Raw genomic sequence first — 17,181 nt, forward strand, 5'->3', positions numbered from 1 at the left:
CTCCCCTTGTTACCGATTGCGATTGCCACGACCCAGCGCGCGGCCCATCTGGGCGGCGATCTGACCCTGGCTGCGACGGAAGCCCTGCACATCGGGGGTGGTGATATTCATCACCACGTTCACTGCGCGACCGCCGCCACTGTTGCGCACGCCCAGCTTACCATCGGCGCCGCGTGCAAGCGGCATGATCGCCTCCGGCCCCGCCTCGCCCATCAGCCCCATGCCGCCGCGCATGGGAAAGGCCACCGGCCCGCTCACCACGCCACCGCTGGCAAAGGGCATCACCCGGCCCTGGCTGAACGAGCCGCCCTTGGCAAAAGGCAACAGCCCCACGAACAGCGAACCCACACCATCCGCGATCAGCCCGCCGAAATGATCGGTCACCGGCTTGATCGCAGCCGAATAGGTGGTCTGGATCATCGACCGGGCCACCGTTTCCAGCGCGTCGGACAGTTTCATGCCGTCCAGCACGACGCCATCGAAGGCGCGACGCAGCCCCTTGGACAGGCCCCGCTCCAGCGTCTGCACATCCTGCCCGGTGGCTGCCAGCGCGCTGCGCACCCGGCGCAGCTCTGCGTCAAAGCCCGCAGCCATGACGGCGGCATCGCCCAGCGTATCGCCCAGGCTTTCGCCCGTGGCTTCCAGTTCCGAAAACCCGTCAGTCTCCGCCATGATCCTCTCCTTGTGTCTGGTCCGGCCACGCCGCCAGAAGCGCATCCAGTCCGGCACGGCCCATCGGCGCGGTCCCGGCACCCTGCCCCAGCATCAGCCGCAACTCGGCCGGGGTCAGGCGCCAGAACGCCTCGGGCGTCAGCCGTAGCCCCAACATCCCGGCCCGCATCAGCGCGGGCCAGTCGAACCCGTTCATGTTTCCCCCGGCAGCATGAAGGCGCGCGCCAAAAGTTCCGCCGCCGCCCGCGCCGCCGCCAGCGGCCCCCCGGCAATCTCGGCCCGCAGAAGCTGGGCGCGGCTCACATCCGCGCCCCCGCCCCTGAGCCCCGCAACCACCAGCGCCAGCACGTCGCGGCTGGAAAACGCTCCCCCCTCGAACCGCTGCACCAGTTCCACCAGCGAGCCGCTCTCCAGCTCGGCCTCCAGCTCGGCCAACGCGCCCAGCGTCAGCTTCAGCACCCGTTGCTCACCGTCGATGACCAGGGCCACCTCTCCCGTCCACGGATTGGCCATGATCATATCGCGGTAAAGGCAAGCGCGCCGGCGCTGGCCAGGCTCACCTCATAGGTCGCCTCGCCATTATGGCTGCCCGCATAGTCGATACCGGTCACCTGGAACGGCCCCTCGACAATGCCGAAATCGGGGATGATCACCTGAAAATCGGGCGTCTCGCCGTCAAAGAACAGCTGCCGCGCCCGCTCGTCGGTGCCCGCGTCCTTGAACACGCCCGAGCCCGAGATCGAGGCCGATTTGACCCCCGCCCCCGACAAGAGTTCGCGCCAGCCCCCCTGGCTCTCAAGGCTGGTGACATCCACGCTCTCGGCGTTAAAGCTCACGCGGGTGGCACGCAGCCCCGCGATGGTTTCGAACAGGCCCGTGCCGTTCATGTCCACTTTGACCAGCAGGTCCTTGCCGTTCTGGGCACCCATGATGTTACTCCACGTTCAGGTTGATCAATTGTCTTCGACGCGGGCGCGAAACCGCAGGTCGATCTGCCGGACCGCGCCCCCTGTTCCGGTGCGCCGGGCCGAGGCCCGGTCGAACCACAGCCCCACCAGACGCCCACGCGCCAGGCTCAGCGCCGCATCGTCCAGCGCATCGCTCACCGCGCCCGCCAGCGTCTTGGCCCCGGCGAACCCTGCTGCCTCCGAGATCACCGAGACGGTGAGCCGGTGCTCGGCCCCCACGCCGCTCTGGTCCGAGGCGTCGCGCACCTCTTCCGGACCCAGCAGCACATAGGTCTGCGGCAGCGTGCCCGGTGGCAGCGCATCGTAAATGTCCGTCCCCACCAGGGCCGCCACCCCGGTATCCGCCAGCAGGTGCTGATAGACCGCCGTCTGCAACGCCGCCGCCACGCCATAGCTCATGCCGCTACCTCCTCATCCGCAAAACAGGTCAGAAACCGCCCGGCCGGGTCATGCTCGGCCACCGCCCGGATCACGAAAACACGGGCGCCATCGGTGAACCGCTGTTCGGGCGCGGGCCGCATCGAAGACCCTTCGGGCGCCGCGTGCACAGTGATCCGATAGCTCACCCGCGAGCGCGAAGCGCCCGCCTCGAACCGCTCGGCCCCGCTGCGCGCACTGACATCGGCCCAGACCGTGCCAAGGGCCGTCCAGCTCTCGGCATAGCCCCCCGCGCCGTCAGCCACCCGCGCGGGCGTCTCCAGCAGCAGGCGCCGGTTCAGATGCGGCGCCTTCATTGCACCACCCCCGAACCGAACCGCACGGTGCGATAGCGCTGAATCAGGCTGGTGACGCCAAAGGGCATGCAGCCATCGCCCAGCGCGGTCTCGTGCCGGTATTCATAGTAATGCGCCGCCAAGAGCAGCACCGCCTGGCCCAGATCGGCCGGCAGCCCGCCCCAATCGGCGGCCATCCCGGCCACCAGCGCGACAACCGCCGCGCCACCGGTGGCCACGGTCGGCAACAGCGCGCCCGCAGGGCGCAACCGCGGCCGCTGGCTGTCGCGCTCCAACCGATAGGCGGCCGGGTCCAGCACCGTGTCCTGCCCGCCCCCATCGCGCAGCGTCACCGAGGTGACCATCTGCACCGGCACCACCGGCAACACTTCACCCGTGGCATCGCGCCAGTTGTAGACGGTCCAGGAAAACTGACGCGAGATCAGGATCTTGCCCGTTCGCGCCTCGATTGCGGCGATGGCTGCGCGCAGGAAACTGCGTAACACCTCGTCCTGCACGTCATCCTCTGCAAACCCGGTGCCCAGCCGCAAATGCGCCTTGAACTGTGCCACCGGCAGCGCGGCGTCCGCAACGGCGGTCTCTTCGATCAACATCATCAATTCACTCCGCAAGCTCGGGCCCCTCCGGGCCGTTCGTCTCAGGTCATGCGGGCCCGCGCCGCCTCACGTTGCTCGGACGGAGGGGAGCAGCTAGACAACGCCAGGAAAACCGGCGCGCGCCCGCACCCGAGGCCGGTTCCCCGGCCCCGGACCCGGCCCCGTTAGACGGTGCCGAATTTCAGCAGCTTGATCGCGGCAAAATCGCTCACATCACCGCCCACACGCTTGGTGGCGTAGAACAGCACATGCGGCTTGGCGCTGAACGGGTCGCGCAGCACGCGCAGATCCGGGCGCTCGGCCACGGTATAGCCGGCGTTGAAGTCGCCAAACGCGATGGAGTAGCTGTCGGTCGCCGGGTCGGGCATGTCCTCGGCGATCACCACCGGATAGCCCATCAGCCGCGCGGGCTCGCCCGCCGCCAGACCGTCCGACCACAGGAAGCGGCCATCGGCATCCTTCAGCTTGCGGATGGTGCCCGCGGTCTTCGAGTTCATCACAAAGGCGCCGTTGGCCCGGTACTGCGCACCCAGCGCATAGACCAGATCGACGATATCGTCGGCGTCCACGCCACCGGCCACACCCGAGGCGACATAGCCGATATTGCCCCAGGTCCAGCTGTCATTGTCGACCGCGGCATGGTTCAGGAAACCGCGCGGCTTGTTGACCCCGTCCCCGTTGATAAAGCTCTGCGCCTCGGCGCGGGCGAACTTGTTGGCGATACGGTCGGCCAGCCAGCCCTCGATATCGAACGCGCTGTCATCCAGCAGGCGCTGGCTTGCCTTGGGCAGGGCGCTCAGCTCGTGCAGCGGGATCGAGATACGGTCGATCGACGGCGTCCCGGTCTCGCTGGCCGCCGCGGTCTCGTCCGCCCAGCCGGCACCGATATCGGTGTGGTCGATCAGAACGTCGAACGAGTTCGCCTCCACATGCACCACCGAGGCGATCGACCGGATCGAGGCCGTCGCATGCAGCACCGCCTTTATGCGCTCGGCGGTCTGCGGGTCGACCAGATAGCCGCCATCGCTGTTGATCGCGGTCGACATCGCCTTGCCTTCCAGGGTCAGACCCCGCAGCGCGTCGTCATCGCCCGAGCGCAGATAGGCGTCAAACGCCTTCTGATGCGGGGCGCCGTCCTCGACGGCGGCGGCCAGATGCGGACGCGCCGCGGTGAGTGATTTACGATCCAGCATGGTCATACGCTCTTCTGTCTGTTTCAGTTTGGTTTCAACTTCGGTGCGAAACCCCTTGAATTCATTCACGAAGCCAGTCATCGCCTGCTTCACCTCCTGAACCAGGGGCACACCCTCTCCGGCCAAGGCCGGGATCTCGGTCTTGCTCATCGGCACGTCCTTTTCGGGTGGGTTGCGGCGCGCTTACCTTCGCGCCAGTTCCTGCCGGGCGCTGTCGAACAGCTCGGCAATGCTGCGCCAGGTCCGCTCGACCTCGGGGGAAGTCCCCTTGGCTGCGACCCGGGCACTGGGCAGCATGGGAAAGGTCACCAGCGACACTTCCCACAGCTCCAGTTCGGTCAAGAGCCGCTGGCCCTTGTCATTCTTGCTGGCCCGGCGGGTGCGATAGCCGATCGACAGCCCGTCGATGGCGCCCGCACGGATCAGCGCCGCCGCCTCGCGCCCTTTCTGGGTGCTTTCCAGCAGCCGGCCCTTGACCCACAGGCCTCGGCCATCCTCGCGCACCTCGTCCCAGACCCCGATCGGCTGGGCCGGATCGTGCTGCCACAGCATCTTGACCCGCTGTCCCCCGGCCTCCAGCGTCTTCAGCGAGGCCGCATAGGCCCCCGCCTGCACATTGTCGCCGCCCTGATCGGTCTGGCCGAACAGGCTGGCATAACCCTCGATCACCGCATCCTCGCTGACGGTCAGACCATCGCCGAAGCGGGCGAATTTATGTTCAAGTCCGGTGTCCATATCCATGAAACACTCCTTGTAAACCATTGTCATCTCAGGGAGAAATCACCAGGAACGATTGAAAGACCTGGGCCAGGATCGCACCCGCGACACCGTAAACCGTCAGCCACAGCCGCCGTTCCATCCGCTCGATCGCCTCGTCCAGCTGATCCAGCCGGCGGCACAGATGCTCATGCTGCAACGCGGCCACCCGCTCATGCGCTTCCAGCCGCAGCCCCGGCGCGCAGTCAAAGGGCGCATAGCCCGGACCCTCAGCCATCGGCATCCTCCGCCAGCGCCGGCAGGCCCAGCAGCATCCGCTTTTCCGCCCCGGTCAGGAAATCGGCGCGGCTGACCCGCGCCCATTGCGCATCGCGCTCGGCGGCCAGCGCCGGCACCTGGTCCAGGTCGGGCTTCAACAGCACCTCCTCGCCCGACAGGCCCGACAGCCAGTCCGACAGGTTGGCCGCCACCCGCGTCACCAGGGGCAGAACCGTCAGGCGGTAAAACGCCCGATTGGCCTCCTGATAGTTCGAATAGGTCGCGTCGCCCTGGATGCCCAGCAGCATCGGCGGCACGCCAAAGGCCAGCGCGATCTCGCGGGCGGCGGCTTCCTTGGTCTTCTGAAACTCCATGTCCGAGGGCGAAAAACCCATCGGCTTCCAGTCCAGCCCGCCTTCCAGCACCATCGGCCGGCCAGCATTGCGGGCGCCCTGGAAATTCGCCTCGATCTCGTCCGACAGTCGGCGGAACTGGTCCTCGGCCATCACGCCCTGCCCGTCGCTGCCGGTCCAGACCAGCGCGCCCGAGGGCCGCGCCGCATTGTCGAGCAGCGATTTCGACCAGCGCGAGGCCGCGTTATGCACATCCACCGCCATCGCTGCCGCCTGCATCGGCGAAAAGCCGTAGTGATCGTCCTGCGGGTGGAAAGACTTGATATGGCAGATGCTCGCGGCATCGAAACGATGCGACTTGCCGCCTACCGTGTATTCATAGGCCACCGGCCAGCCATCGGCGCCGGGCACCACCCGCATCCGGTCCGAGCGCAGCACATGCAGCTCGATCGGCAGGTCATCGGCGCCGCGCACCGCCTCGACATAGGCATCCCCCGACAACAGCAACTGCCCGAACAGCGCCTCCATCAGCTCGGCCCGGCCCTGCGCACCATTGGGGCGGCGGATCAGGCTCAGCATCGGGTGGGTCTCGTACCGCTGCATCCGGTCCTGCAACACCAGGGGCAGCGCCGCCGCCGCCTCGGAAATCAGCTTGACCGAGCGGAACCCCACCGGATTGCCCGCAAACCCCGTCCGCGTCAGCGAGGCGGTGTCGCGCGGGCTCCAGGCGACCCGGCCCGCATTGTGCCAGGCCACCACCGGCCCCGCCGCGCTGGCCTTGGCCTCGGGCGCTTCCGCTCCGGCCCCACGACGCAGGAAATCAAAGATCATGGCAATGCTCCTATCTTCTCGCCCGGCGCCGGATGCGCTGCGGCCTTGTTGATGAGAGTTATCGGCGAAGATTGTTCAGGACCCGGAAACAGACCGTTCGCAGCTAGTGCAACGGCCCGCGCGGCTCACAGCACCCGCACCCGCGGGCGCCTGTAGGCCGCGGCTGGCGCGATCATCAGCTCGTGCAGCGCCCAGACCAGCGCGTCCACCCGGTCGGGCGATCCCTGCCCCTCGTAGCCGCGCGCGGTCATCTGGCCCATCTGCTCTTCCAGCGCGGTCAGCCCCGCCACATGGCGCACCCGCTCCTGTTCATAAAGCGCCGCCACCGGCTCGGCCCGCGCCACCTTGCCCCGCGCCGCATGCACCGCCTTGAAGGGCACCAACGGATCCACCTGGCGCAGCACCTCCTCGACCAGCTGGCCACCCTGGTTGACCTCGGCCACCAGCCGCTCGGCGCCAAACGCATCCATCGCGGCAATCGCCGCCTTGGCCCAGGTGGTCGGCCCGGCGCCCTGCACCGTGCGGTCCGCCAGCACCCAGGCGCGCCAGTCCTGCGGCGGCCCCTGCATCTGGGCGCCCACAACCACGATACCGCAGGCATCGCCCCCCGCACCGCCGCTGACCGACGGGTCCAGCGCCACCACAACCCGATCGAGTTCGGGCGCGCGCGACGTACGCGCCCGGTCCAGCATCTCGGCCGTCCACAGCGCCCCCTCGGCATCGGCCAGCAGCACCCCGTCCAGCTCCTGCCGCCCCAGCCGCGTGCCCGCATAGCGCGCCCGCACCTCCTCCAGAAAGCTCTCGGCCAGATTGGCCCGGTTCGCCTCGGTCGGCGCATGGGTCTGCACCGTGCTGGGCGCGGCCAGCAGATCCTTCAGCAGCTTCACGTTGCGCGGCGTCGTGGTCACGCAAACCTGTGGCCGCTCCCCCAGCCGCAGCGCGAATTGCAGCATGTCCCAGGTCTCACCCGCCTTTTTCCACTTGGCCAGCTCATCCACCCAGGCCGCGTCGAATTGCGGCCCCCGCAACCCCTCGGGGTCCTGCGCCGAAAAGGCCTGCGCCTCGGCGCCGTTGGGCCAGATCAGCTTGCGTTCGCTGGCCTTCCAGTGGGGGCGGCGGTCGGGCGGCGAACAGGCCAGGATGCCGCTGTCGCCAAACACCATCACATCGCGCACCTGATCATAGGTCTCGCCCACCAGCGCCACCCGCCGCGCGCAGCCCCTGTCCAGCGGCCGCGATCCTTCGACCCGGGCGCGCACCCATTCGGCCCCGGCCCGGGTCTTGCCCGCGCCGCGCCCGCCCAGGATCACCCAGGCCCGCCAATCGCCCTCGGGCGGCAATTGATGCGGCAACGCCCAGAACTCGAACAGAAAAGGGAGGGCGCATAGCCCTCCCTCCCCGATTTCACTCAGAAACCGCTCCCTCTCGGCAACACTTGCGCAGGCGAGCAAGGCGGCACCCGATCTCAGATCGGGCGCGGTCAAGGTCCAGGGCATATCCGCCCTGGGCAATGCCTGCTTCTCGTCGGACTTGTTCGGCAAAACTGGCCTCCACTTTCTGACATTCGCGGATCAGGCTAGCCGCCTGACCCATCTGCTTGCCATATCCGGCAAGATCACCATCCTCCCCGGCTCGGATCCGTTTCTGCAGGTCTTCCGCCGCATTACGCAGATCGCGAATGGAATTTTCCAACGACTGAAGCAGTTCAGCCGTCCGGGAAATCCGCTCCTCCGGGGTAATCAAAGTCATGTGTGCTCGTGACCTCATGCGAGAGTAGTCTCCGCACGAGAGAGACGAAAAAACGGCCACCGGGGTCACCCCCAGGGCCGTTCGCGCATCTCTTCTAGCATGACACAACCTATACTCGAAACCGCTCTCTGAGTCAAGCGTTTCGCGCAACAGAGCAACAGGCAACGCACTGAAATCGTTAACAAAACCTTATCTGCGTCGAGGCCGCACCCGAAATGGGGTTTTCACCCACCGCAACCACCGCCATATCACGGACATGCGCACCGATCTTGATCATTTCGAAACCGTCGCCCGCCAGACCGTCGACACGATGCCAACCGCCTTTCGCAGCCATGCGCAGGCGGTGCTGCTGCGGGTGGCGGACTGGCCGGATGCCGACATGCTGGATGCGCTTGGCATGGACGACCCGCTTGAATTGACCGGCCTCTACGAGGGCATTCCGATGACCGAGAAATCGGTTGGCGATTTCGCCGCTCCTCCAGACACGGTCTGGCTGTTCCGGGAACCGATCCTGGACGAGTGGCGCGCACGCGGCGATATCGTATTGGACATGCTGATTGCCCATGTGGTGGTACATGAATTCGCGCATCATTTTGGCTGGTCGGACGAGGATATCGCCACCATCGACGCCTGGTGGCTCTGAGCGCCCTGCCCCTCACCCAATGACAAGAACCAAACGCCCGGACCTGTCGGTCCGGGCGCGATCGTCAATTGCCCTGTTGCTGGGCCTCGATCTCGCGCCATTTGGCGACGTTGCGGTTATGCTCGTCCAGCGTTTCGGCAAAGGCGTGGCCACCGCTACCATCGGCAACGAAAAAGACGTAATCGGTCGTGTCGGGATTGACGGCGGCTTCCAGGCTTGCCAGTCCGGGATTGGCGATCGGGGTCGGCGGCAACCCCTCGATCACATAAGTATTCCAGGGCGTTACGCCGCGAAGCTCACTTTGACGCAAACCCCGTCCCAGCACCCCTTTGCCCTTGGTGATACCATAGATCACGGTCGGGTCCGTCTGCAAACGCATGCCTCGGTCCAGGCGATTGACAAAGACGCTGGCCACCTGGCGGCGCTCTTCGGGCACACCGGTTTCCTTCTCGATGATGGAGGCCAGGATCAGCATTTCCTCGCGGCTCTGCAGCGGCAGGCCCTCAACGCGTGCCTCCCAGGCGGCGTTGATCCGCAGCTCCTGCTTCTCCTGCATCTGGGCCAGCAGCGCGGCACGCTCCATCCCCACCGTCACGTCATAGCTGTCGGGGGCCAGCAGTCCCTCGCGCGGCAGCTCGTCCACCTCACCCGCCAGCACGTCCCAGGCCTTCAGCCCTTCGACCACCTGCCAGCTGGTGACGCCCTCGGCCATGGCCAACCGGTACCGGGTGTCACGCTCGGCGCGTTTCTCGGCATAGACCGCGGGCGCCTCGCCCTCGCTTGGGTCGAACTCGACCAGTTCCACGAATTGTTCGGTGGCCGGGTCCAGCTCGCGCACTTCCAGCAACAGGCGATTCACGCCGATACGATAGACGATCTCGGTGCCGCAGCTGCTGGCGCCGCCACGGGTGATCTGGTCGATGATCTCCTCCATCGAGGCGCCTTCCTTGACCAGATAGCTGCCCGCCTTCAGTTGTGTCGCCTTTTCGGAGTAGCGCGCACCGATACGGAACATGGCGCCACTGCTGACCGCGCCCGAGGCCTCAAGATCGCGGCTGACGCGGGTCATGTTCGACCCGCTCTTGACCTGAAGACAGATCGCCTCTTCCAGCGGGCCCTGCGCGGTATATTGCGACTTGCCCCACAGGATCACACCGGCCAGCAGGAACAGGCCAACCGCCAGAACGGTCAGCATGTTCGAGGCAAGAGCCCGCCACATCAGTCGACCTTTCCGAAGATCACGCTCGCATTGGTGCCACCAAAGCCAAAGGAGTTCGACAGCGCCACGTCGATCTTGCGCGCCCGCTTGGCGTTGGGCGCGAGATCAACCGGGGTGTCCACCGCAGGGTTGTCCAGGTTGATCGTCGGCGGCGCCACCTGATCGCGGATCGCCAGGATCGAAAAGATCGCCTCGATCGCACCGGCAGCGCCCAACAGGTGCCCGGTGGCCGATTTTGTCGAGGACATGGTGACATTGGCCGCATGGTTGCCCAACAGCCGCTCCACCGCACCCAGTTCGATGGTGTCGGCCATGGTCGAGGTGCCATGCGCGTTGATGTAATCCAGGTCCGACGGCTCCAGCCCGGCGTTGCGCAATGCGGCGCGCATCGACCGTTCGGCCCCGTCGCCCGTCTCGGATGGCGCGGTGATGTGATAGGCGTCGCCCGACATGCCATAGCCCAGCACATCGGCATAGATCTTGGCACCGCGCGCCTTGGCGTGCTCGTAATCCTCAAGCACCACGATGCCCGCACCCTCGCCCATCACGAACCCGTCGCGATCGGTGTCATAGGGGCGGCTGGCCGCCTTGGGGTTGTCGGCATATTTGGTCGACAGCGCCTTGCAGGCGTTGAACCCGGCAATACCGATCTCACAGATACAGGCCTCGCCGCCGCCGGCGATCATCACATCTGCGTCACCGGCCCGGATGATCCGGCTGGCATCGCCAATCGCATGTGCGCCGGTCGAACAGGCGGTCACCACAGAATGATTGGGTCCCTTGAACCCGTGGCGGATCGACACCTGCCCCGAGGCCAGGTTGATCAACGCGCCGGGGATAAAGAAGGGCGACACCCGGCGCGGCCCCTTCTCCTTGATCAGGTTCGCGGTATCGGCGATCGAGCCCAACCCGCCGATGCCCGACCCGATCAGAACGCCGGTGCGCAGCCGGTCCTCTTCGTCCTCGGGCAGCCAGTTGGCGTCCTTGCAGGCCATCTCGGCGGCCGCGATCGAATAGAGGATGAAGTCCTCGATCTTGCGCTGCTCTTTCGGCGGCATCCAATCATCGGGATTGAAGGTGCCATCGCTGCCGTCGCCGCGTGGGACCTCGCAGGCATAGGTCGTGGTGACGCCCGACGCCACCGCATCGAACCGCGTGATCGGACCCGCGCCCGATTGTCCGTCCAGCAGGCGGGACCATGTTTCCTCGACCCCGCTGGCCAAAGGAGTGATCAGTCCCAGTCCGGTTACAACGACTCTGCGCATGAATTGCCTCTTGCCTTCTTGGTGTTCGAGAACCGCTCTTACCCTGCCCGGCCCCATATGGGCAAGAGCAAGGGTGCAGGCAAGGCCGGCGGAGCCTTGCCTGCCCGTCTCGATATCCCGAGAGGCCGCGCGGGCCTACTGGAACTGCGCGACCCGTTCATGCGCGCCAGCAGCCAGTTTCAATGCATCGCCCAAAGACAGGGTCTTGCGGAACAGCGCCCGTCCCACCAGCGCGCCTGCGATATTGGGCATATAGGCCAGCCGCGAGATATCGTCGGCCGCACGTACGACACCGCTGGCGATGATCGGTGTGCGAGCATGTACCGCCAGCCCCGAGATCAGGCCCAGTTTGGCCTCGACCTCTTCGACATCGCTGTCGATATCGGTAACCACGATCGCGGCAAAGGGCGTGTCGCTGAACGCGTCGATAAAGGCCTCGGGCGTATAGGCGCTCTGACTGCGCCAGCCATCGGTCATCACATAGCCCTGCCAGACATCGACGCTCAGCACGATCTGGTCAGGGTGCCGCTTGGCCAGTTCCTTGACCAGCGCGGGGTCGCGCGCCGCAAGTGTGCCCACGACAATGCGCCCGGCGCCCTTGTCGATCCAATGCTCGATCCGCTCGCGCGAGCGCATGCCGCCCGCCAGTTGCACCGGGATCTCGGCTTTGCGGATGATCTGCTCGACCAGTTCCGCATTGCCGTCACCGCCCTCGACCGCGTCCAGATCGGTCAGGTGCATCCATTCGGCACCGGCGGATGCCCAGCCGGAAACCGTTTCAAACGGGTCCACATGCCAAAGCATGGGCGCATCCAGCCGCCCCCTTTCCAGGGTCACGCACCGTCCGTTCTGCAACTCCATCGTCGGGTAGATGATCATGGCCGCTCCTCCGCTGAAACATGTCCAGATGACTCTATCGCAGGATGCGTCCCGCCACACTGACCTGAAAGCGGAGTGTCGGATCCCGATTGCGTCACCGGCGCGCGGGCGGGCCATCGCGGCGGAGCAGTGTGACCGGGCGGCCATCGAATTCGGCGTCGCGCATCGGGCGGTATCCCAGCGACTGCGCCAGCCCCAGCGAGGGCGCGTTGTCGGGCGCGATCATCGCCACCAGACGGCCGGGAATCACCCGGTCGAACCAGTCATGCGCCGCCGTCACCGCCTCGCGCCCCAGCCCCTGTCCTTGCGCCTCAGGTGCCAGCACCCAGCCCGCCTCGGGATAAGCGTCGAAATCAGGACCCATGTCGCGGCTCTTGTAGAAAAAACCGGCCTGCCCCACCAAGCGGCGGGTTTTCTGCATCACGACGCCCCACTGACCAAAGCCGGTCATGTGCCAATGGCCTTCGTTGCGCAGGAACGCGTCCCAGCAGTCCCCGCGACTGCGGGGCTGGCCGCCGATGTGGCGCACCACCTGCGGATCCGCCCAGATCTCGGCAAACCGGTCGAAATCCTCGTACCGCATCCCGGCCAGACGCAATCTGCCTGTGTTCAAAATAGGAATGGATCGGATCATTTGGCGCCCGTCCTGACTCTGCCTCAACCCCAAGGTGCAAAGCCACGGGGATTCTGGCAACCGGATTCGGGGGCACGCACAAAAAAAGGCGCCTCCCGGCGGGAAGGCGCCTGTTTGACCTTTCAGGTCTCAGCGAAGGCTCAGGAGGCTTCGCTGATGAACTTGACGGCGTCGCCGAAGGTCTGGATGGTTTCGGCCGCGTCGTCCGGGATCTCGATGCCGAACTCTTCTTCGAAGGCCATGACCAGCTCGACGGTGTCGAGGCTGTCAGCGCCCAGGTCGTCGATGAACGAGGCGTTCTCGGTCACTTTGTCTTCTTCGACACCCAGGTGCTCCACAACGATCTTCTTAACGCGATCTGCGACGTCGCTCATGTCAGTTCCTCATTCATACGGGGCCGCTGGCCCATTTCTGCCCTTGCCCGCTCGGGGTGGCTTGGTTTTGCCCGGTCCGGGCGGTTCAGGTTCCGGGGTGTCCCGGGTAACGCAGAAGGCCGACCCCATCGACCGGCCTTCCTCAGGATGCGCCGCCTATAACACAGACGCACGCATTGGCAAACGCTTTCGCGTCCGGCCTCAGCGCCGCTCACAACATGGCCATACCGCCATTCACATGCAAGGTGGAACCGGTCACATAAGCGGCCTCGGGGCTGGCGAGATACAGGACCGCAGCCGCGATTTCCTCGGGCGAGCCCATGCGCCCGGCGGGTACCTGCGCCAACAGGCCGGATTTCTGATCGTCTGTCAGCTTGTCGGTCATCGCCGTGGTGATAAAGCCCGGCGCCACCGCATTGACGGTGATTCCCCGGCTGGCGACCTCATAGGCCAGCGATTTGGACATGCCGATGACCCCGGCCTTGGAGGCGGCATAGTTGCCCTGTCCGGGGTTGCCGATGGCGCCCACCACCGACGAGATGTTCACGATCCGGCCCCAACGCGCCTTCATCATGCCGCGCAGCACGCCCTTGCACAGTTTCATGGTGGCGGTCAGGTTGACGTCGATCACGCTCTGCCATTCATCATCCGACATGCGCATGAACAGGTTGTCACGCGTGATCCCGGCATTGTTCACCAGGATATCGACCGAACCCAGCACTTCGGCGGCCTGTTTCGGCAATGCCTCGACCGCGGCCATGTCGCTCAGATTGCAGGTCAGAACATGGGCGCGCTCGCCCAACTCATCGGCCAGCGCCTGAAGCGGCTCGATCCGGGTGCCCGACAGCACGACCGAGGCACCGGCTGCATGCAACGCGCGCGCGATGGCGCCGCCGATACCACCCGAAGCGCCGGTAATCAGGGCGTTCTTTCCGGTCAGATCAAACATAGACATATTCCTCTCATCCCCGACCTGACAGATCGGGCCTTGCAAATTTAGGTGGGTTCAGGCGTCGCCAGCAAGGATTTTCTGCACATCTTCAGGTGTGCCAGCGGGTTTGCAGGCAATGTCGCGGTTGATCTTGCGCACCATGCCCGACAACGCCTTGCCCGCGCCGATCTCCCAGATCTCGGTCACGCCTTGCGCGGCCATGTATTCGACGCTTTCACGCCAGCGGACCGAGCCGGTGACCTGCTCGACCAGCAGTTGACGGATCAGGTCAGGATCGCTCACCGCCTCCGCGCGCACATTGGCCACCAGCGGAACCGCGGGGGCCTTGATCTCGACCCCGGCCAGCGCCTCGGCCATGGCATCGGCTGCGGGCTGCATCAGGGCACAATGGAACGGGGCGCTGACCGGCAGCATGACGGCGCGCTTGGCACCCCTGGCCTTGGCGATCTCGGCGGCGCGTTCCACCGCCGCCTTGGAACCCGAGACAACCACCTGGGTGGGATCGTTGTCATTGGCGGCCTGGCAGACTTCGCCCTGCGCGGCCTCGGCGGCCACTTCGCGCACCGCCGCCAGGTCAAGGCCAAGGATCGCGGCCATGGCGCCCTGCCCAACCGGCACCGCGCTTTGCATCGCCAGACCACGGGTCCGCAGCAGCCGCGCGGTATCTCCGACGCTCAGCGCACCGGCAGCGGCCAGTGCCGAGTACTCGCCCAGCGAGTGACCGGCGACAAAGGCGGCTTGGGTGATGGCCACACCCTCGGCCTCAAGCGCGCGCATCGCCGCCATCGAGGTCGCCATCAGCGCCGGTTGCGCATTCTGCGTCAGCGTCAGGGTCTCGATATCGCCTTCCCAGATCAGCGCGCTCAGCTTCTCGCCCAGTGCGGCGTCGACCTCGTCGAACACGGCCTGCGCGGCCGGATAGGCCTCGGCCAGTGCCTTGCCCATGCCGATGGTCTGGGCGCCCTGCCCGGGAAACACGAATGCGGTCGTCATCTCTGTCCCTTCGCTTTCTGTAACGTTAACGCCGGGTGTAGCCGCCCCGCCCGCGCCGCACAAGCTCTGCATCCCGACACGAGAGCTGTGCGAAGGCGCATATTGTACACCGGCGACACAGACAGCAGGTTGCGGACATCCAAGACCATTCGGAGAGCGCGATGACCCTGAACAACACCCGAAGAAGCTATGGTGGAGTGACCAAAAGCCTCCACTGGCTGACCGCGCTTTTGATCCTGACCCTGCTGCCGCTGGGGTGGATCGCCGATCAGGCGGCAGAACGGGCCACAGCCGGGGGCGCCGGCGCCGAAGAGATCGCGCGCGCCGCCTGGCTGTTCTCGGCGCATAAGACATTGGGGATCGCGCTGTTCGGGATCGCCTTGCTGCGCATCCTCTGGGCACTGACACAAAAACGCCCCGGCCTGCTGAACGCCGACCACCGGGCCGAGGCGCTAGCGGCGGAAACCGTGCACTGGCTGCTTTATGGCGCGCTGGTGCTGGTGCCCCTCAGCGGCTGGATCCATCATGCCGCGACCGAGGGCTTTGCGCCGATCTGGTGGCCCTTTGGCCAATCGCTGCCGATGGTCCCCAAAAGCGCCGCCCTGGCCGAGCTGACCGCCATGCTGCACCGCACCTTTCTGCTCGTGCTGCTGGGCGCATTGGCGCTGCATGTGGCGGGGGCACTGAAACACCACCTGATCGACCGCGACGCGACCCTGCGTCGGATGCTGCCGGGCAGGATCGACCTGCCCACGCCGCCCAAACAGGCCCACAGCGTCGCACCGCTGGTGCTGGCGCTGATGGTCTGGCTGGGCGCCCTTGGCGCGGGTACATGGGTGAACAGTCAATCCACCCCGCACGCACCATCAGGGTTGCAAAGCACGGCGTTGGAAGCGGTTGCGTCCGACTGGAAGGTGAGCGAAGGCACGCTGGCGATCTCCGTCACCCAGCTGGGCAGCGCGGTCAGCGGCAGCTTTGCCGACTGGACCGCCGCCATCCAGTATGATCCGCGCGAGACACCCGGCCCGGCGGGCGAGGTCACCGTCACCATCGCCATCCCCTCGCTGGCGCTGGGATCGGTCACCGCACAGGCGATGGGGGCCGATTTCTTCGACGCGGCACAATTTCCCACCGCAGATTTCACCGCCACGCTGCACCGTACCGAAACCGGCCACGAGGCGCGGGGCATGCTGAACCTGCGCGGTGCCAGCGTCCCGGTCACCCTGCCCTTTGACCTGGAACTAGACGGCGATACCGCTCGCATGCACGGCACCGTCACCCTCGACCGCCGCGATTTCGGGATCGGCGCCAACATGCCGGATGAAAGCTCGCTCAGGTTTCCGGTCACGGTGACGGTCGCCCTCGAAGCGATGCGCGCTCCCTGACCCCGAGGTATGCCAAACAGAAAACGGGCCCGATTTCGGGCCCGTTCGTTCGCCTGATGGTGAACCGGATCAGGTGTTGTCGGCTCCGGCCTTCATGGCCTCGATCGAAATGCGGACCTCGACTTCGTCGCTGACATAGGGTGCAAACATGCCCAGGTTGAAGTCGGAGCGCACCACGGTGGTGGTTGCATCGAACCCGGCCCAGGGCTTGTTCGCCATCGGGTGATCGCCCATCTGGTTCAGCACCGCGTCCAGCACCACCGACTTGGTCACGCCGTTCATGGTCAGGTCGCCGGTAATCTTGGCGGTGTTGTCCCCGGTCACCTCGATGCCGGTCGAGACAAAGGTGATCATGTCGCCTTCCTTGGCGCCAAAGAAGTCACCCGAGAAGAAGTGATCTTCGCGCGCTTCCCAACCGGTGAACATCGACAGGACCGGCATCGAAACGGTCACCGACGACGCGGCGGGGTCTTCTTTGTCGAACAGAATCTCGCCCTCGAAGCCCGAGAACATGCCGGTGGTGGTGGAATAGCCCAGGTGGTTGTAGCTGAACACGACCTGGCTGTGGCTGGCATCCAGCAGGTATGTCTCGGGCGCGGCGGTGGCGGCGCCGGCGAGGCCGGCCAGGATCAGCGCTGCGGCAAGGCGGGTGGTCTTCATTCTGTCGCTCCATGTCTTGTCTTGTGGGTTCAGGCGGACGGTTGTCCTGACCTTGACCGAGACATGGGGTATGCAGATTGTGCGGGCAATCTGACAGAACTCCACA

23 protein-coding genes are annotated in these 17,181 nt (G+C 65.9%); 2 read left to right on the forward strand and 21 right to left on the reverse strand.

Annotated features, from left to right (window positions below; genetic code table 11):
- Positions 1-9: 9 nt before the first annotated feature.
- From AC2FNA_RS10250 to AC2FNA_RS10310, 13 genes are all read right to left on the reverse strand, one after another.
- Positions 10-672 (reverse strand): RcGTA-type gene transfer agent tail tape measure protein, encoded by a 663-nt coding sequence (locus AC2FNA_RS10250; RefSeq protein ID WP_496826198.1) that lies wholly within the window; start codon positions 670-672, stop codon positions 10-12.
- The gene (locus AC2FNA_RS10255) at positions 659-868 is read right to left on the reverse strand and encodes a rcc01693 family protein (RefSeq protein ID WP_234136984.1); all 210 of its coding nucleotides are present in this window, start codon (positions 866-868) and stop codon (positions 659-661) included. The genes AC2FNA_RS10250 and AC2FNA_RS10255 overlap by 14 nt, the downstream gene beginning before the upstream one ends.
- Positions 865-1,185, reverse strand: coding sequence for a gene transfer agent family protein (locus tag AC2FNA_RS10260; RefSeq protein ID WP_234136986.1), 321 nt, complete (start codon positions 1,183-1,185; stop codon positions 865-867). The genes AC2FNA_RS10255 and AC2FNA_RS10260 overlap by 4 nt, the downstream gene beginning before the upstream one ends.
- 2 nt (positions 1,186-1,187) lie before the next feature.
- Complete coding sequence (locus AC2FNA_RS10265) at positions 1,188-1,601, reverse strand: phage major tail protein, TP901-1 family (protein WP_234136988.1); 414 nt, start codon at positions 1,599-1,601, stop codon at positions 1,188-1,190.
- Positions 1,602-1,625: 24 nt separating this feature from the next.
- Positions 1,626-2,039: a DUF3168 domain-containing protein gene (locus AC2FNA_RS10270; protein ID WP_496826201.1), complete on the reverse strand. Its 414-nt coding sequence runs from the start codon at positions 2,037-2,039 to the stop codon at positions 1,626-1,628.
- Positions 2,036-2,374 (reverse strand): phage head closure protein, encoded by a 339-nt coding sequence (locus tag AC2FNA_RS10275; protein WP_496826203.1) that lies wholly within the window; start codon positions 2,372-2,374, stop codon positions 2,036-2,038. The genes AC2FNA_RS10270 and AC2FNA_RS10275 overlap by 4 nt, the downstream gene beginning before the upstream one ends.
- The gene (locus AC2FNA_RS10280) at positions 2,371-2,970 is read right to left on the reverse strand and encodes a head-tail connector protein (protein WP_496826205.1); all 600 of its coding nucleotides are present in this window, start codon (positions 2,968-2,970) and stop codon (positions 2,371-2,373) included. The genes AC2FNA_RS10275 and AC2FNA_RS10280 overlap by 4 nt, the downstream gene beginning before the upstream one ends.
- Positions 2,971-3,134: 164 nt before the next feature.
- Complete coding sequence (locus AC2FNA_RS10285; protein ID WP_496826207.1) at positions 3,135-4,313, reverse strand: phage major capsid protein; 1,179 nt, start codon at positions 4,311-4,313, stop codon at positions 3,135-3,137.
- Between the two features lie 33 nt (positions 4,314-4,346).
- Entirely contained in the window at positions 4,347-4,904 is a 558-nt protein-coding gene (locus tag AC2FNA_RS10290) for an HK97 family phage prohead protease (protein WP_496826209.1), read from the reverse strand.
- 28 nt (positions 4,905-4,932) lie between these two features.
- The gene (locus tag AC2FNA_RS10295) at positions 4,933-5,157 is read right to left on the reverse strand and encodes a GTA head formation protein, RCAP_rcc01685 family (RefSeq protein ID WP_044029238.1); all 225 of its coding nucleotides are present in this window, start codon (positions 5,155-5,157) and stop codon (positions 4,933-4,935) included.
- Positions 5,150-6,322, reverse strand: coding sequence for a phage portal protein (locus AC2FNA_RS10300; RefSeq protein ID WP_011047985.1), 1,173 nt, complete (start codon positions 6,320-6,322; stop codon positions 5,150-5,152). The genes AC2FNA_RS10295 and AC2FNA_RS10300 overlap by 8 nt, the downstream gene beginning before the upstream one ends.
- Positions 6,323-6,447: 125 nt before the next feature.
- Entirely contained in the window at positions 6,448-7,818 is a 1,371-nt protein-coding gene (locus AC2FNA_RS10305; protein WP_496826211.1) for a DNA-packaging protein, read from the reverse strand.
- A complete protein-coding gene (locus AC2FNA_RS10310; protein WP_044028337.1) occupies positions 7,727-8,071 on the reverse strand; it encodes a hypothetical protein in 345 nt (114 codons plus the stop codon). Before AC2FNA_RS10310 ends, AC2FNA_RS10305 begins: the two co-directional genes overlap by 92 nt.
- A 256-nt stretch (positions 8,072-8,327) precedes the next feature.
- Between AC2FNA_RS10310 and AC2FNA_RS10315 the strand changes: the two genes are divergently transcribed.
- Positions 8,328-8,714, forward strand: a complete 387-nt coding sequence (locus tag AC2FNA_RS10315) for a metallopeptidase family protein (RefSeq protein ID WP_496826213.1) — start codon at positions 8,328-8,330, stop codon at positions 8,712-8,714.
- Positions 8,715-8,778: 64 nt separating this feature from the next.
- Here AC2FNA_RS10315 and mltG read toward each other — a convergent pair whose 3' ends face one another.
- The 7 genes from mltG to fabD all read right to left on the reverse strand — a co-directional run bounded on the left by mltG (position 8,779) and on the right by fabD (position 15,030).
- Positions 8,779-9,933 carry an endolytic transglycosylase MltG gene (gene mltG, locus AC2FNA_RS10320; protein WP_496826215.1) on the reverse strand — a complete coding sequence of 385 codons (1,155 nt, stop codon included), beginning with the start codon at positions 9,931-9,933 and terminating at the stop codon, positions 8,779-8,781.
- Positions 9,933-11,198 carry a beta-ketoacyl-ACP synthase II gene (fabF, locus tag AC2FNA_RS10325; protein ID WP_496826217.1) on the reverse strand — a complete coding sequence of 422 codons (1,266 nt, stop codon included), beginning with the start codon at positions 11,196-11,198 and terminating at the stop codon, positions 9,933-9,935. Before fabF ends, mltG begins: the two co-directional genes overlap by 1 nt.
- A gap of 135 nt (positions 11,199-11,333) precedes the next feature.
- Positions 11,334-12,077, reverse strand: coding sequence for a 1-(5-phosphoribosyl)-5-[(5-phosphoribosylamino)methylideneamino] imidazole-4-carboxamide isomerase (locus AC2FNA_RS10330; protein ID WP_496826219.1), 744 nt, complete (start codon positions 12,075-12,077; stop codon positions 11,334-11,336).
- A gap of 94 nt (positions 12,078-12,171) precedes the next feature.
- On the reverse strand, positions 12,172-12,711 hold the full coding sequence (locus AC2FNA_RS10335; RefSeq protein WP_496826221.1) for a GNAT family N-acetyltransferase: 540 nt from the start codon (positions 12,709-12,711) through the stop codon (positions 12,172-12,174).
- Between the two features lie 140 nt (positions 12,712-12,851).
- Positions 12,852-13,085, reverse strand: coding sequence for an acyl carrier protein (locus AC2FNA_RS10340; protein ID WP_005982462.1), 234 nt, complete (start codon positions 13,083-13,085; stop codon positions 12,852-12,854).
- Positions 13,086-13,296: 211 nt separating this feature from the next.
- Positions 13,297-14,034, reverse strand: coding sequence for a 3-oxoacyl-ACP reductase FabG (gene fabG, locus AC2FNA_RS10345; RefSeq protein ID WP_234137000.1), 738 nt, complete (start codon positions 14,032-14,034; stop codon positions 13,297-13,299).
- A 57-nt stretch (positions 14,035-14,091) separates the two neighbouring features.
- On the reverse strand, positions 14,092-15,030 hold the full coding sequence (fabD, locus tag AC2FNA_RS10350) for an ACP S-malonyltransferase (RefSeq protein WP_496826223.1): 939 nt from the start codon (positions 15,028-15,030) through the stop codon (positions 14,092-14,094).
- A 161-nt stretch (positions 15,031-15,191) separates the two neighbouring features.
- Here fabD and AC2FNA_RS10355 point away from each other — a divergent pair, with 161 nt between their 5' ends.
- A complete protein-coding gene (locus AC2FNA_RS10355) occupies positions 15,192-16,415 on the forward strand; it encodes a cytochrome b/b6 domain-containing protein (RefSeq protein ID WP_496826225.1) in 1,224 nt (407 codons plus the stop codon).
- Positions 16,416-16,484: 69 nt separating this feature from the next.
- Here AC2FNA_RS10355 and AC2FNA_RS10360 read toward each other — a convergent pair whose 3' ends face one another.
- Positions 16,485-17,075 carry a YceI family protein gene (locus tag AC2FNA_RS10360; protein ID WP_234183331.1) on the reverse strand — a complete coding sequence of 197 codons (591 nt, stop codon included), beginning with the start codon at positions 17,073-17,075 and terminating at the stop codon, positions 16,485-16,487.
- Between the last annotated feature and the right edge of the window lie 106 nt (positions 17,076-17,181).

Source organism: Ruegeria sp. YKSD163 (assembly GCF_059612905.1).

Excerpts from the sequence above, each read along its gene's own strand:
- AC2FNA_RS10250 (WP_496826198.1), bottom strand. The coding sequence starts at position 672 with ATGGCGGAGACTGACGGGTTTTCGGAACTGGAAGCCACGGGCGAAAGC.
- AC2FNA_RS10255 (WP_234136984.1), bottom strand. The coding sequence starts at position 868 with ATGAACGGGTTCGACTGGCCCGCGCTGATGCGGGCCGGGATGTTGGGG.
- AC2FNA_RS10260 (WP_234136986.1), bottom strand. The coding sequence starts at position 1,185 with ATGGCCAATCCGTGGACGGGAGAGGTGGCCCTGGTCATCGACGGTGAG.
- AC2FNA_RS10265 (WP_234136988.1), bottom strand. The coding sequence starts at position 1,601 with ATGGGTGCCCAGAACGGCAAGGACCTGCTGGTCAAAGTGGACATGAAC.
- AC2FNA_RS10270 (WP_496826201.1), bottom strand. The coding sequence starts at position 2,039 with ATGAGCTATGGCGTGGCGGCGGCGTTGCAGACGGCGGTCTATCAGCAC.
- AC2FNA_RS10275 (WP_496826203.1), bottom strand. The coding sequence starts at position 2,374 with ATGAAGGCGCCGCATCTGAACCGGCGCCTGCTGCTGGAGACGCCCGCG.
- AC2FNA_RS10280 (WP_496826205.1), bottom strand. The coding sequence starts at position 2,970 with ATGATGTTGATCGAAGAGACCGCCGTTGCGGACGCCGCGCTGCCGGTG.
- AC2FNA_RS10285 (WP_496826207.1), bottom strand. The coding sequence starts at position 4,313 with ATGAGCAAGACCGAGATCCCGGCCTTGGCCGGAGAGGGTGTGCCCCTG.
- AC2FNA_RS10290 (WP_496826209.1), bottom strand. The coding sequence starts at position 4,904 with ATGGATATGGACACCGGACTTGAACATAAATTCGCCCGCTTCGGCGAT.
- AC2FNA_RS10295 (WP_044029238.1), bottom strand. The coding sequence starts at position 5,157 with ATGGCTGAGGGTCCGGGCTATGCGCCCTTTGACTGCGCGCCGGGGCTG.
- AC2FNA_RS10300 (WP_011047985.1), bottom strand. The coding sequence starts at position 6,322 with ATGATCTTTGATTTCCTGCGTCGTGGGGCCGGAGCGGAAGCGCCCGAG.
- AC2FNA_RS10305 (WP_496826211.1), bottom strand. The coding sequence starts at position 7,818 with ATGCCCTGGACCTTGACCGCGCCCGATCTGAGATCGGGTGCCGCCTTG.
- AC2FNA_RS10310 (WP_044028337.1), bottom strand. The coding sequence starts at position 8,071 with ATGACTTTGATTACCCCGGAGGAGCGGATTTCCCGGACGGCTGAACTG.
- AC2FNA_RS10315 (WP_496826213.1), top strand. The coding sequence starts at position 8,328 with ATGCGCACCGATCTTGATCATTTCGAAACCGTCGCCCGCCAGACCGTC.
- mltG (WP_496826215.1), bottom strand. The coding sequence starts at position 9,933 with ATGTGGCGGGCTCTTGCCTCGAACATGCTGACCGTTCTGGCGGTTGGC.
- fabF (WP_496826217.1), bottom strand. The coding sequence starts at position 11,198 with ATGCGCAGAGTCGTTGTAACCGGACTGGGACTGATCACTCCTTTGGCC.
- AC2FNA_RS10330 (WP_496826219.1), bottom strand. The coding sequence starts at position 12,077 with ATGATCATCTACCCGACGATGGAGTTGCAGAACGGACGGTGCGTGACC.
- AC2FNA_RS10335 (WP_496826221.1), bottom strand. The coding sequence starts at position 12,711 with ATGATCCGATCCATTCCTATTTTGAACACAGGCAGATTGCGTCTGGCC.
- AC2FNA_RS10340 (WP_005982462.1), bottom strand. The coding sequence starts at position 13,085 with ATGAGCGACGTCGCAGATCGCGTTAAGAAGATCGTTGTGGAGCACCTG.
- fabG (WP_234137000.1), bottom strand. The coding sequence starts at position 14,034 with ATGTTTGATCTGACCGGAAAGAACGCCCTGATTACCGGCGCTTCGGGT.
- fabD (WP_496826223.1), bottom strand. The coding sequence starts at position 15,030 with ATGACGACCGCATTCGTGTTTCCCGGGCAGGGCGCCCAGACCATCGGC.
- AC2FNA_RS10355 (WP_496826225.1), top strand. The coding sequence starts at position 15,192 with ATGACCCTGAACAACACCCGAAGAAGCTATGGTGGAGTGACCAAAAGC.
- AC2FNA_RS10360 (WP_234183331.1), bottom strand. The coding sequence starts at position 17,075 with ATGAAGACCACCCGCCTTGCCGCAGCGCTGATCCTGGCCGGCCTCGCC.